Source organism: Myxococcus sp. AB036A (assembly GCF_006547355.1).
GTDB classification, from domain to species: domain Bacteria; phylum Myxococcota; class Myxococcia; order Myxococcales; family Myxococcaceae; genus Myxococcus; species Myxococcus virescens.
This window is the reverse complement of sequence record NZ_VHLC01000095.1, coordinates 22,608-35,631: the sequence shown is the minus strand read 5'-3', so window position 1 is coordinate 35,631 and position 13,024 is coordinate 22,608. Positions and strand designations below refer to the sequence as shown.

General features: G+C 69.8%; 14 protein-coding genes. 11 read left to right on the top strand and 3 right to left on the bottom strand.

The window, feature by feature from the left end:
• A partial coding sequence (locus FL344_RS29950; protein WP_228565481.1) for an FAD/NAD(P)-binding protein occupies positions 1 to 1,474 on the top strand: 1,474 nt, incomplete at its 5' end.
• Positions 1,475 to 1,483: 9 nt separating this feature from the next.
• On the opposite strand, the gene FL344_RS29945 is transcribed toward FL344_RS29950, so the two are convergent.
• A complete protein-coding gene (locus tag FL344_RS29945) occupies positions 1,484 to 2,269 on the bottom strand; it encodes a 2-keto-4-pentenoate hydratase (RefSeq protein WP_141588312.1) in 786 nt (261 codons plus the stop codon).
• A 201-nt stretch (positions 2,270 to 2,470) separates the two neighbouring features.
• Between FL344_RS29945 and FL344_RS29940 the strand changes: the two genes are divergently transcribed.
• Complete coding sequence (locus FL344_RS29940) at positions 2,471 to 3,079, top strand: outer membrane beta-barrel protein (RefSeq protein WP_228557558.1); 609 nt, start codon at positions 2,471 to 2,473, stop codon at positions 3,077 to 3,079.
• 24 nt (positions 3,080 to 3,103) lie between these two features.
• On the opposite strand, the gene FL344_RS29935 is transcribed toward FL344_RS29940, so the two are convergent.
• On the bottom strand, positions 3,104 to 3,886 hold the full coding sequence (locus tag FL344_RS29935; protein ID WP_141588314.1) for an SDR family oxidoreductase: 783 nt from the start codon (positions 3,884 to 3,886) through the stop codon (positions 3,104 to 3,106).
• A gap of 178 nt (positions 3,887 to 4,064) precedes the next feature.
• Between FL344_RS29935 and FL344_RS29930 the strand changes: the two genes are divergently transcribed.
• The 9 genes from FL344_RS29930 to FL344_RS29890 all read left to right on the top strand — a co-directional run bounded on the left by FL344_RS29930 (position 4,065) and on the right by FL344_RS29890 (position 11,872).
• Entirely contained in the window at positions 4,065 to 4,322 is a 258-nt protein-coding gene (locus tag FL344_RS29930) for a hypothetical protein (protein ID WP_141588315.1), read from the top strand.
• Positions 4,319 to 4,825 carry a DUF2243 domain-containing protein gene (locus tag FL344_RS29925; RefSeq protein ID WP_141620934.1) on the top strand — a complete coding sequence of 169 codons (507 nt, stop codon included), beginning with the start codon at positions 4,319 to 4,321 and terminating at the stop codon, positions 4,823 to 4,825. The genes FL344_RS29930 and FL344_RS29925 overlap by 4 nt, the downstream gene beginning before the upstream one ends.
• Before the next feature lie 224 nt (positions 4,826 to 5,049).
• A complete protein-coding gene (locus FL344_RS29920; RefSeq protein ID WP_141620933.1) occupies positions 5,050 to 6,492 on the top strand; it encodes an aldehyde dehydrogenase in 1,443 nt (480 codons plus the stop codon).
• 31 nt (positions 6,493 to 6,523) lie between these two features.
• Positions 6,524 to 6,955 carry a RidA family protein gene (locus FL344_RS29915; protein WP_011551041.1) on the top strand — a complete coding sequence of 144 codons (432 nt, stop codon included), beginning with the start codon at positions 6,524 to 6,526 and terminating at the stop codon, positions 6,953 to 6,955.
• Positions 6,956 to 7,480, top strand: coding sequence for a 3-hydroxyanthranilate 3,4-dioxygenase (gene nbaC, locus FL344_RS29910; RefSeq protein ID WP_141588318.1), 525 nt, complete (start codon positions 6,956 to 6,958; stop codon positions 7,478 to 7,480).
• On the top strand, positions 7,477 to 8,493 hold the full coding sequence (locus tag FL344_RS29905) for an amidohydrolase family protein (protein WP_141620932.1): 1,017 nt from the start codon (positions 7,477 to 7,479) through the stop codon (positions 8,491 to 8,493). Before nbaC ends, FL344_RS29905 begins: the two co-directional genes overlap by 4 nt.
• On the top strand, positions 8,490 to 9,770 hold the full coding sequence (gene kynU, locus FL344_RS29900) for a kynureninase (RefSeq protein ID WP_141620931.1): 1,281 nt from the start codon (positions 8,490 to 8,492) through the stop codon (positions 9,768 to 9,770). The genes FL344_RS29905 and kynU overlap by 4 nt, the downstream gene beginning before the upstream one ends.
• The gene (locus FL344_RS29895; protein ID WP_141620930.1) at positions 9,763 to 11,157 is read left to right on the top strand and encodes an NAD(P)/FAD-dependent oxidoreductase; all 1,395 of its coding nucleotides are present in this window, start codon (positions 9,763 to 9,765) and stop codon (positions 11,155 to 11,157) included. The genes kynU and FL344_RS29895 overlap by 8 nt, the downstream gene beginning before the upstream one ends.
• Positions 11,135 to 11,872 (top strand): SDR family oxidoreductase, encoded by a 738-nt coding sequence (locus FL344_RS29890; RefSeq protein ID WP_090485419.1) that lies wholly within the window; start codon positions 11,135 to 11,137, stop codon positions 11,870 to 11,872. The genes FL344_RS29895 and FL344_RS29890 overlap by 23 nt, the downstream gene beginning before the upstream one ends.
• Positions 11,873 to 11,903: 31 nt before the next feature.
• Here FL344_RS29890 and FL344_RS29885 read toward each other — a convergent pair whose 3' ends face one another.
• Positions 11,904 to 12,710, bottom strand: a complete 807-nt coding sequence (locus tag FL344_RS29885) for a S9 family peptidase (protein ID WP_141620929.1) — start codon at positions 12,708 to 12,710, stop codon at positions 11,904 to 11,906.
• Positions 12,711 to 13,024: the final 314 nt, after the last annotated feature.

Below are 13,024 nucleotides of genomic sequence, written 5' to 3'. Positions count from 1 at the left end.
GGTACGCGACACTGGCTGCGGCATCTCCCCGGAGCATCGCGAGCGCATCTTCGACCCGTTCTTCACCACCAAGCCCCTGGGCGTGGGCACGGGCCTGGGGCTGGCGTATTCGACGACGAGCCCGTGTCACCTGCTGAACGTGCCAGCGGCGCGGATGGGGGCCCTCGCGGACGACCCGGAGCACTTCCTGCGCTGGGTGCGCCGTGAGCTGCCTGACACGGCGCCCGGCGCGTTCATCTCCCGCCAGCGCTATGGCCGCTACCTGGAGTCGGTGCTGCGCGAGGCGCGCGCCCAGGCCGCGCAGGGCGTGCATCTGGAAGTGGTGACCAGCGACGTCGCCTCGGTCGAGGAGACGGACGACGGCACGGTGCGCGTCGCGCTGGCCAGCGGGGGACAGTTGGAGGCCCGGACCGTGGTGCTGGCTTTGGGCAATGCGCTGCCCTCCAACCTGCGCGTGCCCGACGGCGGGCTGTACGCCAGCCGCCGGTATCACCGCTCCCCCTGGGCTCAAGACGCGCTCCGGGGTGTGTCCGCCACCGACGACGTGCTGCTCATCGGCACGGGGCTCACCATGGTGGACACCGTGCTGTCGCTGATGGAGATGGGACACCAGGGGCACATCCATGCGCTGTCCCGGCACGGCCTGTTGCCCCACGTGCACCAGGAGATACCCCGGGCAGGCGCCACGACGTATGCCTCGCCCGGCATCCGGGAGGCGCTGCGGGCCCTGCGCCAGGAGGTGCGGCGCGAGCGCGGCGACATGCGCGTGACGGGCACGCACTCCGTTCCCGTGCGCATCCGTCCCATCCTCCACCTCTTGCGCCGGGAGGTGCGGCGCGCGGCGGAGGCGGGCGCGGAATGGCGGACGGTGGTGGACGCGCTGCGGCCCGTGACGATACCGCTGTGGCAGCGGTTGCCGGTGGGCGAGCGGCAGCGCTTCCTCCGGCATCTGCGCTCGTACTGGGACGTGCACCGGCACCGGATGGCGCCCAGCATCGGCGAGACGATGGAGCGGCTGCGGCGCGAGGGCCGGCTGACGCTCCATGCCGCGCGCGTCCGGGGCTTCGCGCTGGAGGCGTCCGGCGTGGAAGTCCGCGTGCGCCCTCGGGGCCAGGGCGAGGAGGAGACGCTGCACGTCCAGCACGTCATCAACTGCACGGGGCCGGAGGGCGCCATGACGCGCGGCCATCCGGTGCTGGGTGGGCTGGTGGAGACCGGGCTGGTGCGCCCGGACGTCCTGGGCATGGGACTGGCCACGGACGCTGACGGCGCGCTGCTGGACGAGGGCGGACGCGCCTCTGGACGCCTCTACACCCTGGGCCCGCCGCGCCGGGGCGAGCTGTGGGAGACGACGGCCGTCCCCGAGATTCGAGGACAGGCGCGGGAGCTGGCGTGGCACCTGCTCCAGCGCCTGCCATCCACGCGCGCGCCTTGGCCGGTGATGGAAGCGGCGGGCGCTCCGCTCGACGGGTAGCGCCCGGCGTTACTCGGCGGACACCGCCACGATGCCCAGTCCTTCCACCGTGAGCTGCACCCGGTCCCCCGGGCGCAGCATGTGCGCCGCGGTGGCGGCGCCCGCGAGCACGATGCTCCCCGCCGGCAACACCTGGCCGCGCTGGGCCAGCAGCTCACACAACTGGATGACGGAGACGACAGGGTCGCCAGAGATGGCATCCGCGCGGGCGGATTGAACGGGCTCGCCATTCACCGACAGGGTCATCTCCAGCCGCGTGAGGTCCATCGCGCGCGGAGGATGCTCGGTGGTGCCCAGCACGAACAGCGAGGACGACGCGTTGTCCGCCACCACATCCGGCAGGGAGAAGTACTTGAAGTCGCGGTAGCGTGAGTCGAGGATTTCCATCGCCGCGAACACGGACTCGCAGGCGTCCAACACCTCATCGCGCGTCACCGTGCCGCGAAGCTCACGCGCGGTGCGGAAGGCAATCTCCGGCTCGATTTTCGGGTGGACGCCCTGTGACAACTGAATCACGCCGCCGGCGGGCACCTGCATCCGGTCCGTGAGTACGCCATACACGGGCGAGTCCAGGTTCATCTGCTTGCGCTTGGCCTCGGAGGTGAGGCCCATCTTCAAGCCCACCACGCGCTCGCCGTGGGACAGGCGCAGCCGGATTCCAGCCTCCTGGATGGCGTAGGCATCCGGCACGCTCAACGCGGGGTGCTCGCGGGTGAGGGGCGCCACTTCGCGACGCTCCAGCCTGGCCGAGTCCAGGAAATGTGCCAGTGCCTCGTGGTCCACGGTCGCGGTCATCCCCGTCCCTCTCTTCGTCATTCCGGCCACGCCAGGATGGCGCACCGCCCGGATGGTGGCGCGGAGCTTCCGGCACCCGAACGCGGACGCGCAAGTCTCGCGAACGCGGCCCGGCCTGAAGCGGACGCTGGCCTTTCAGCCCGCCGTGCTACATAGCGCAGAGCCCCCGGCCGGGTGGGATTCTCCGAAGGAGCTGTTTTCATGCGATACCCCAGCATCATCGCGGCCCTGCTTTTCACCGCCACCACCGCGAGCGCCCAGGAATACGACGAGCACGCCCACGACGGCTTCTACCTGCGCCTGCAGGTGGGCGGTGGCTATCTCCGAGCCAAGGCGACTGACATTTCGCCCGAGCTCGTGGTGAAGGGCGGCGGCGCCAACATCAACGCGGAGCTCGGCTTCGCGCTCGTCAACAACTTCATCCTCTACGCGAAGTTCTACGGTGCGTCCGCCCCCAACCCGAGCCTCCAGGTGGGGGACCTCACCGTCGAAGGGCAGAACGAGAACTTGAGCGAGAACTTCGGCGCCGTGGGCTTGGGCGTCACCTACTACATCATGCCCGCGAACGTGTATCTGTCCGGCGCGCTCACGTACACGCAGCTCAGCGTCACCGACGACGGCGAGAAGGTGGCCGAGTCGGACATCGGCGGCGGACTGCACCTGGGCGTGGGCAAGGAGTGGTGGGTGAGCAAGAACTGGGGCCTCGGCATCGGCGCCGAGCTGGCCCTGGGCCGCATCCGGAACGAGTCGAACAGCGATAGCTGGAACGTCACCAACGTGTCGCTCGTCTTCTCCGCGACGTACAACTGAACGGCGCCGCCGCGGAGGCCAGCCTCAGCCCTGCTGGTTGAGGCTGGCCGCGAGCGCGCGCACCGCCACGCGCGGGCTGAAGCGCACACCCAGGGTCCCCACCCAGTTGAGCAGTCCGTGGATGGAGAGCACCCGGCCGCGCATCATCATCGCGTAGGCATGGGCGGCCACGTCCTCCGCCTTGGCCACGCCCGGCCGCTGGAACAGCCGCGTCTGGCCGTTGCCCGCGCGTTGGGTGAACTCCGTGTGCGTGGCACCCGGGCAGTGGCACGTCACCGTCACACCCGAGCCCTTCAGTTCGTGCGCCAGCGCCTCCGACAGGGACACCACGAAGGCCTTGGTCGCGAAGTACGTGGCCATGAAGGGGCCGGGCTGGAAGGCCGCGGTGGAGGCGACGTTGAGGATGCGCCCGCTGCCCCGCTCCTGCATGGGCCGCGCGAACAGGTGTGACAGCTTCAGGAGGGCGGTGCAGTTGACCTCCACCATCTCCGCCTCCCGCGCCAGGTCCTGCGCCAGGAAGGGACCGCACGAGCCGAAGCCCGCGTTGTTCACCAGGAACTCCACCGCCAGCCCCTTCGCGCGCACGGCCTCGAAGAGCTGCTCGGGAGTCTCCGGCCGGCCCAGGTCCGCTGGGAAGACGTGTGCCTTCACGCCATGGGCCTGCTCCAGCTTCGCGGCCAGCGCCTCCAGCCGAGTCGCGCTGCGCGCGACCAGGATGACGTCGTGTCCATCCTTCGCGAACAGGTGTGCGAACTGCTCTCCCAAACCCGCCGAAGCCCCGGTGATGAGCGCCACTTTCCGCGACATGATGTCTCCTCCAGGTGCCGCGTTATAGCCGAGCGGTTCGCGCGTGGCGGTCCCGCCAACATTCATCCACCCCGGCAGGCGGGGCTGACGGGCGGCCTCGTGGCTTCAGGGAACGCCCACCGCTTGCCGCGTCCCGGTGGGGTGGTGAGCTTCCCGTCCACCCAGGGAGGGGCGACCTATGAAGCGGGGCATTCTCACGGGCTTCACCACCGGGCTGCTGACGGCCACCTCGGCCTCCGCATGCCCCACCTGCCGCCCCGACGTGGTGGCCGCCATCCTCGATGAGCACTTCTGGGGCCGGCTGTCCCTCACCGCCCTGCCCTTCCTCATCCTCGTGCTCATCCTGGGCGCGCTGTACTTCGCCACGCGAGAAATCCCTCCCCCCGTGCCGGTGAAGCAGCGCGCGCGGAGACAGGGGCGGGAGCGCTCCCGATGAGTGCCCGGAATCGCGGCCCGCTCGTGCTCGCGGGACTGCTGCTGGGTGTGGGCCTGGGCGGCTTCGTCGACGGCATCCTCCTGCACCAGATTCTCCAGTGGCACCACATGCTCTCCACGCCACTGCCGCCCGATGACGTGGTCCGCATCAAGGTGAACATGTTCTGGGATGGCCTCTTCCATGCCCTCACCTGGGTGATGACGCTGGCGGGCGTGTGGACGCTCTGGCGCGTGGGACAGCGCTCCGACGTGCCGTGGTCCACCAGGACCTTCGTGGGCGCCATGCTGGCGGGCTGGGGCTTCTTCAACGTCGTCGAGGGAATCCTCGACCACCAGCTCTTCGACCTGCACCACGTCAAGCCCGGGCCGAACCAGCTCGCGTGGGATGTGGGCTTCCTCGTCTTCGGCGCGCTGCTCATCGCCGTGGGCTGGGCATCGGGCCGCGCGGGCCGTGAGGACCGGGTCCCCCGGGGCGGACTGCGCGTGCCCCACCCCGCGCACTGACAGCGGCTTCACCACCTGGCGCAGCTGGCAGCCCCCGCGCGTTCGCGCAGTGCGGCATTCCTCGTGCCTTCCAGGCGAGCGGCCCCGATTCCATGACAGTGGACTGCGGGCGCGCGTGGCGCTGGTGAGGTACGGAGGGGCGGCGTACATTGCGCGCCCTCCCACAGGGCTGGCGGGGTTCACCGTCGCCGGGCCATGGGCAGGCGCTACCGGAGGGCTCGGCCATGGAGAAGGTACTCAACTACATCGGTGGTGAGTTGCTGCCCGCCCGCGGAGGCGGGTGGCTGGACAAGCCCGAGCCCGCGACGGCCGAGACGTATGCCCACGTGCCGGACTCCGACGCGTCCGACGTCCAGCACGCGGTGGAGGCCGCCGCGCGGGCCTTCCCCGCCTGGGCCGCCACCCCGGCCACCGAGCGCTCGCGCATGCTGCGCCGTATCGCGGACGGCATCCGGAGCCGCCTGGACGCCTTCGCCCGCGCGGAGTCCATCGACACCGGCAAGCCGCTGTCGGTCGCCTCCACGGTGGACATCCCGCGCAGCATCCTCAACTTCGAGTTCTTCGCGGACGCGGTGACGCAGTTCTCCAGCGAGGCGCACCAGACGGACGACGTGGCCCTCAACTACACCCTGCGCGCGCCGCTGGGCGTGGTGGGCTGCATCTCCCCGTGGAACCTGCCGCTGTACCTGCTGACGTGGAAGATTGCCCCGGCGCTCGCCATGGGGAACTGCGTGGTGGCCAAGCCGTCCGAGGTGACGCCGATGACGGCGTACCTGCTGGCCCAGGTCTGCCGCGACGTGGGCCTGCCGCCGGGCGTGCTCAACCTGGTGCACGGCCTGGGCCCCAAGGTAGGCGCCGCGATGAGCGAGCACCCGGACATCAGCGCCATCTCCTTCACCGGCAGCACCCGCACCGGCGCGGAGATTGCCCGCGTGGCCGCGCCCGCCTTCAAGAAGCTGTCGCTGGAGATGGGCGGCAAGAATCCCAACGTCATCTTCGCGGACTGTGACTTCGATGAGGCGCTGGCCACCACGCTGCGCTCGTCCTTCGCCAACCAGGGGCAAATCTGTCTCTGCGGCCCGCGCATCTTCGTCCAGCGGCCCCTCTACGAGCGCTTCAAGGAGGCGCTGGTCACCCGCACGCGCGCGCTCAAGGTGGGAGACCCGCTGGAGGCGGGCACGGACCAGGGTGCGCTGGTGTCGCAGCAGCACTTCGACAAGGTGCTGGGCTACGTGAGTCTGGCGAAGCAGGAGGGTGGCCGCATCCTCGCCGGCGGACAGCGCGCCAACGTGCCCGGACGCTGCCGCAACGGCTGGTTCGTGGAGCCCACCCTCATCGAGGGCCTGGACGCGGGGTGCCGCACCAACCAGGAAGAAATCTTCGGCCCGGTGGCCAGCATCATGCCCTTCGACTCGGAGGACGAGGTGCTCGCGTGGGCCAACTCCACCCGGTACGGCCTGGCCGCCAGCGTGTGGACCCAGGACGTGAAGCGCGCGCATCGCTTCGCCTCGCGGCTGCACAGCGGCATCGTCTGGGTGAACACGTGGATGCTGCGCGATTTGCGCACGCCCTTCGGCGGCGTGAAGGACTCCGGTGTGGGACGCGAGGGCGGCTGGGACGCGCTGCGCTTCTTCACCGAGCCGAAGAACGTCTGCATCAAGCTGTGAGCCCCCTACCCCCACGTGAGGAGAGCACGCCGTGAGCAGTGACAGCGCACGAGTCGATTCGCAGAAGGCCCCCGAACCGGTGGGCCTGTACCCCCACGCCCGGCGCGTGGGCAACCTCCTGTTCCTGTCCGGCGTGGGCCCGCGCGAGCGCGGCACGAAGAAGATTCCCGGTGTGGAGCTGGACGCGGAGGGCAACATCGTCTCGTACGACATCGAGGCGCAGTGCCACTCGGTGTTCCGCAACGTCCGCTACATCCTGGAGGACGCGGGCGCGTCCTGGGACAAGCTGGTGGACGTGACGGTGTACCTCACCGACATGAAGAAGGACTTCCCCACCTTCAACCGGCTGTGGGCGGAGTACTTCAAGGACAACCCGCCGTGCCGCACCACGCTCGAAATCAACCGGCTGCCCACGCCGATTGCCATCGAGCTCAAGTGCATCGCCACCATCGGAGGTGAATGAATGGGCCGCCTGACCCCCATCAACTTCAAGAAGTGGATTGATGAGCACCGCCACCTGCTCAAGCCCCCCGTGGGCAACCAGCAGGTGTGGGAGGACCGGGAGTTCATGGTCACCGTCGTCGGCGGGCCCAACGCGCGCACGGACTTCCACATCAACGAGGGCGAGGAGTTCTTCTACCAGCTCGAGGGCACGATGAACCTGCGGGTCATCGACGAGGGCCAGGTGCAGGACATCCCCATCCACGAAGGGGAGATATTCCTGCTACCGCCCAACGTGCCCCACTCGCCCCAGCGTCCCGCGGGTACGGTGGGCCTGGTGCTGGAGCGCCGCCGCCAGCCGAAGGAGCTGGATGGCTTCATGTGGCTGTGCCCGCAGTGCGGCGAAAAGCTCTACGAAGAGTTCGTGCATGTCACCAACCTGGTGACGCAGCTTCCGCCCATCTTCGAGCACTTCTACGACAACCCCGACAACTGCACCTGCAAGAAGTGCGGGACGAAGGTGGTCAAGGGAGGTCCCGCCCGTTGAAGGTCGACATCCACACGCACCTCCTCCCCGCCGACCTGCCGCGCTTCGCCGAGCGCTACGGCTACGGCGGCTTCATCACCCTGGACCACCACGCGCCCTGCCGCGCGCGCATGCTCCGGGATGACGGCAAGTTCTTCCGCGAAATCGAAAGCAACTGCTGGGACCCGGTGAAGCGCATCGAGGAGTGCGACGCGGCCGGCGTCCACGTCCAGGTGCTGTCCACGATTCCAGTCATGTTCGGCTACTGGACGAAGCCGGAGCACGGCGCGGACCTGGCGCGCTTCCTCAATGACCACCTCGCCTCCGTGGTGCACGCGCACCCCAAGCGCTTCGTGGGCCTGGGCACGGTGCCGCTCCAGTCCCCGGAGCTGGCGGTGCGCGAGCTGGAGCGCTGCGTGAAGGAGCTGGGGCTGGCGGGTGTGCAGATTGGCTCGCACGTCAACGACTGGAACCTGTCCGACCCGGCGCTGTTCCCCTTCTTCGAGGCCGCCAGCGAGCTGGGCGCGTCCGTCTTCGTCCACCCGTGGGACATGATGGGCGAGGCGAAGATGCAGAAGTATTGGCTGCCGTGGCTGGTGGGCATGCCGGCCGAGGTGTCGCTGGCCATCTGCTCCGTCATCTTCGGCGGCGTGCTGGAGCGGCTGCCCAAGCTGCGCTTCGCCTTCGCGCACGGCGGCGGCGCCTTCCCCCACACGCTCGGCCGGATTCAGCACGGCTTCGAGGCCCGGCCGGACCTGGTGGCCGTGGACAACAAGGTGCCGCCCCGGGACTACCTGGGCCGCTTCTGGGTGGACTCGCTGGTCCACGCCCCGGACGCGCTGCGCTTCATCGTCCGCCTCTTCGGGCACGACAAGGTGGCGCTCGGCAGTGACTACCCCTTCCCCCTGGGCGAGGACCGCCCGGGCACGCTCATCGAGTCCCTGACCGAGCTGGAGCCCGCCGCGCGGGAGCGGCTGCTCTGGCGCAACGCCTTCGATTGGCTGGGACGCGCCCCCGAGGACTTCGCACCATGACGACGCCGCACCCCTTCGAGGACTCCGAGTCCTTCGCGCGGAAGCTGGACGCGGAAGACGCGCTGCGCGGCTACCGCGACGCGTTCCACTTCCCGCCCGGCCCGGACGGCAAGCCCGTGGTGTACCTGGCGGGCAACTCGCTGGGCCTCCAGCCGCGCAACGCCGCGCGCTACATCCAGGAGGAGCTGGAGGACTGGGCGCGGCTGGGCGTGGAGGGCCACCACCACGGCCGCCACCCGTGGCTGCACTACCACGAGCTCGTCACCGAGCACGCCGCGCGGCTGGTGGGCGCCAAGCCGTTGGAAGTGGTGGTGATGAACACCCTGTCGGTGAACCTGCACCTGATGATGGTGTCTTTCTACCGGCCCACGAAGCAGCGCTTCAAAATCCTGGTGGAGGCCGGCGCGTTCCCGTCGGACCAGTACGCCGTCGCCTCCCAGGTGCGCTTCCACGGCTACGACGCGCGCGAGGCCGTGCTGGAGCTCAAGCCCCGCGCGGGCGAGGAGACGCTGCGCACCGAGGACATCCTCGCCACGCTGGAGCAGCACGGCCACGAGGTGGCGCTGGTGATGCTGGGCAGCGTGAACTACCTCACCGGGCAGGCCTTCGACCTGTCCGCGATTACGAAGGCCGCGCACGCCAAGGGCTGCTTCGTCGGCTTCGACCTGGCGCACGGCGCGGGCAACCTGAAGCTGTCGCTGCACGAAGACGGGCCGGACTTCGCGGTGTGGTGCTCGTACAAGTACCTCAACGCGGGCCCGGGCGCGCTGGGCGGCGTGTTCGTCCACGAGCGGCACGCGAACACGAAGGACCTGCCCCGCTTCGAGGGCTGGTGGGGTCACGACAAGCAGACGCGCTTCCAGATGGGGCCCACCTTCAGCGCGCTGCCGGGCGCGGAGGGGTGGCAGCTCTCCAACCCGCCCATCTTCCAGCTCGCGGCGCTCCGCGCGTCCCTGGAACTGTTCGACCAGGCCGGCATGGCGGCGCTGCGCGCCAAGAGCGAGCGCCTCACCGGCTTCCTGGAGTTCCTGTTGGACAGGCTGCCCGAGGGCTTCGTGCGCATCACCACGCCCCGGGACGTGAAGCAGCGCGGCGCCCAGCTCTCCCTGCGCTTCCGGGGCGAGCCCCAGGGCCTGCTGAAGCGGCTGGGTGACGCGGGCATCATCTGCGACTTCCGCAAGCCGGACATCATCCGCGCCGCACCCGCGCCGCTCTACAACTCCTTCACGGACGTGTACCGCTTCGTGAAGACGCTCGAGGGCCACGCCCGTGAGTGAGGCGCGCAAGGACACCGTCACCGTGGTGGGCGCGGGGCTGGTGGGCTCGCTGCTCTCCATCTACCTGGCTCGCCGGGGCCACCCCGTGGAGCTGCTGGAGCGGCGCCCGGACATGCGGCGCGAGCTGGTCGACGCGGGCCGCTCCATCAACCTGGCCATCTCCACGCGCGGGCTGCACGCGCTCCGGCAGGTGGGACTGGAAGACGAAGCGCTGAAGCACGCCATCCCCATGCGCGGGCGGATGATTCACCCGCCGCAAGGCGAGCTCGTCTACCAGCCCTACGGCAAGGACGACTCGCAGCACATCAACGCGATGTCGCGCGGGTGGCTGAACGCCTTCCTCATGACGGCGGCGGAGGCCACCGGGAAGGTGCGCATCCGCTTCAAGCAGCGGGTGACGGATGTGGACTTCGGCTCGGGCGCGCTCACGGTGCACGACGACGCCACCGGAGAGGCGCGCCAGGAGCCCGGCCGCGTGGTGTTCGGCACGGACGGCTCCGCCTCCGCCATCCGTCAGGCCTTGGAGAAGCGGCCGGACTTCCAGGGGACGCAGGAGCAGCTCGGCCACGGGTACAAGGAGTTGACGATTCCGGCGGGCCCCGGCGGCGCGTTCCAGATGGAGAAGCACGCGCTCCACATCTGGCCTCGCGGCACGTTCATGTTGATCGCACTGCCCGACGAGGAAGGCAGCTTCACCTGCACGCTGTTCCTGCCCTGGCAGGGGCCGGTGAGCTTCGCGTCCCTGGACACGCCCGCGAAGCTGGAGGCGTTCTTCGGCGCGCAGTTCCCAGACGCGAAGGCGCTCATCCCGGACCTGGTGGAGACGTTCTTCTCGCGCCCCACGGGCAGCATGGTGACGGTGAAGGGCGCGCCCTGGCACGCGGGTGGACAGACGCTGCTGCTGGGCGACGCGGCGCACGCCATCGTCCCGTTCTTCGGCCAGGGGATGAACTGCGGCTTCGAGGACTGCGTCGTCCTGGACCAACTGCTGGGACAGGGCGCCGGCTGGGAGCAGGTCTTCACGGACTTCGAACGCCTGCGCAAGACGAACGCGGACGCCATCGCCGACATGGCGGTGGAGAACTTCGTCGAGATGCGCGACAGCACCGGCGACCCGCGCTTCCAGTTCCGGAAGGCCGTGGAGAAGGTGCTGCTCAACGCCTTCCCGGGCGAGTTCGTCAGCCGCTACTCCCTGGTGAGCTTCAGCCACGTGCCTTACCGGCTGGCCTATCAGGTGGGTGCGCTGACGGACGGCATCGTCTCCGAGCTGAGTGAGGGCCTGTCGCGGGCGGAGGACGTGGACCTGAAGCGCGCGGCGGAGCTCATCCGGAGCCGGCTGACACCATTCATGAAGGAGCACGCTGATGGATTTCGGACTGAAGGGTAGGCGCGCGCTGGTGATGGGCGCGTCCGCGGGGCTGGGCTACGCCATCGCGGAGGCGCTGGTGAAGGAAGGCGCCACGGTGGCCATCTGCTCGCGCGGTGGCGACAAGCTGGAGCAGGCCGCGAAGAAGCTGGGCGCGGCGCTCGCGGTGCCGTGTGACTTGACGCAGCCCGGGGCCGCGAAGGCGCTGGTCGAAACCGTCAACGCGAAGCTGGGCGGCGTGGACGTCCTCGTGGTCAACACGGGCGGGCCCCCGGCGGGCGGCTTCGAGTCGCTGACGGCGGAGCAGTGGCAGCTCGGCTTCCAGAGCCTGTGGATGGCCGCGGTGGACGGCATCCAGGCGGTGCTCCCGGGGATGAAGGAGCGCCAGTGGGGCCGCATCGTCCTGGTGACGTCGCTGGCGGCGCGCGAGGCGATGAGCAACCTGACCATCTCCAACGGCCTGCGCGCGGGCCTGCTCGGGCTCGTGAAGACGGTGAGCAACGAGGTGGCGCAGCACGGCGTCACGCTGAACGCGGTGCTACCGGGCTACCACGCCACCGAGCGCATGCAGCAGCTCGGGCTGACGGATGAGAAGGTGGCGCCGCAGATTCCCGCGCGGAGACTGGGCCGCCCGGAGGAGCTGGCCGCGCTCACGGCGTTCCTCTCCTCCGAGCAGGCGTCGTACATCACCGGCCAGTCCATCGCGGTGGACGGCGGCGCGCAGCGGGGCTTCTGAGCCAACGGGACTCGGAGGCTGGTGCGCCCACTCACACCAGGGAGCGCACGGCCTCCACCACCTTGCTCCACTCCGGAGCCTTGGGGTCGATGACCTCGAAGTGCCCCGCGCCCGGCAACGTGACGCAGCGGACGTCGTCTCCCAGCTCACGGCCGCGCGCGCAGAAGTCCTCGCTCATCAACACGGGCACGGTGTCGTCCTCCGCTCCGTGGATGAGCACCTGGGGCCCCCCGAGAGGCTGGAGCGCCGCGGGCGAGGCGGTGCGATAGCGCTCCGGCACCGAGGACGGCGTGCCGCCCAGGAACGTCTCCACGATGCCGTCCCCCAGCCGGTGCGCGAACGCGCGCGGCAGGTCCACGACGCCCGCCAGCGGCACCACGCCATGCAGGGGCAACGGCGCCGCACTGTAAAGCGCATCGCCGGGCCGCAGCCGGTGCCTGGCCCCCAGCCACGCCGCCAGATGCCCTCCCGCCGAGTGGCCGAGCGCCACGACGCGTGAGAGGTCCAGCGCATGGGCCTGTGCGAGCGTGCGCAGGAAGTCAGTGCCGCGCGCCACATCCTCCAGCGTGCCGGGCCAGCCACCGCCGTCGTGCCCCACGCGCCGGTACTCCAGGCTCCATGTCGCGAAGCCGCGCCGGGTCAGGTCCGCGCACAGGTGCCCGGCATGCTCCAGGTCGTACTTCGCGCGCCAGAAGCCGCCATGGATGACGACCACCACCGGGTGCGGCCCAGGTCCTTCGGGCATTCGCAGGTCCCCGAACTGGTGGGGCTCCCCGCCATACGCCATGCGCGCATCCGCGGTGGGAGCGGGCGTCTCCAGGACCCACATCGAGCTCATGCGGACATCCTACTCCGCGGCATCCGCCCGCCTGCCTGGCGCCGACCGGGCGCCCTCCCCACGGCCACTCGGCCCACTTCCCGGACGCCCGCAACGGGCCTATCCAGTGCCAGAGCCGCCCCCCGGTCCAGACCCACCGACCCCGGCCGCCCCAGTGCCCACCGGCCATCCGACCGAGGGCTCTCCTGGCAGGCGTGAGTGTCATCCAGCGGGCTCCGAAGGTTTCATCGCCAAGATTTTATGCTCCACATCTTCGGATTTGGGCTTGATTTCCACTCAGCAAATGTAAATACCAGGGCCCACGGATTCATCCC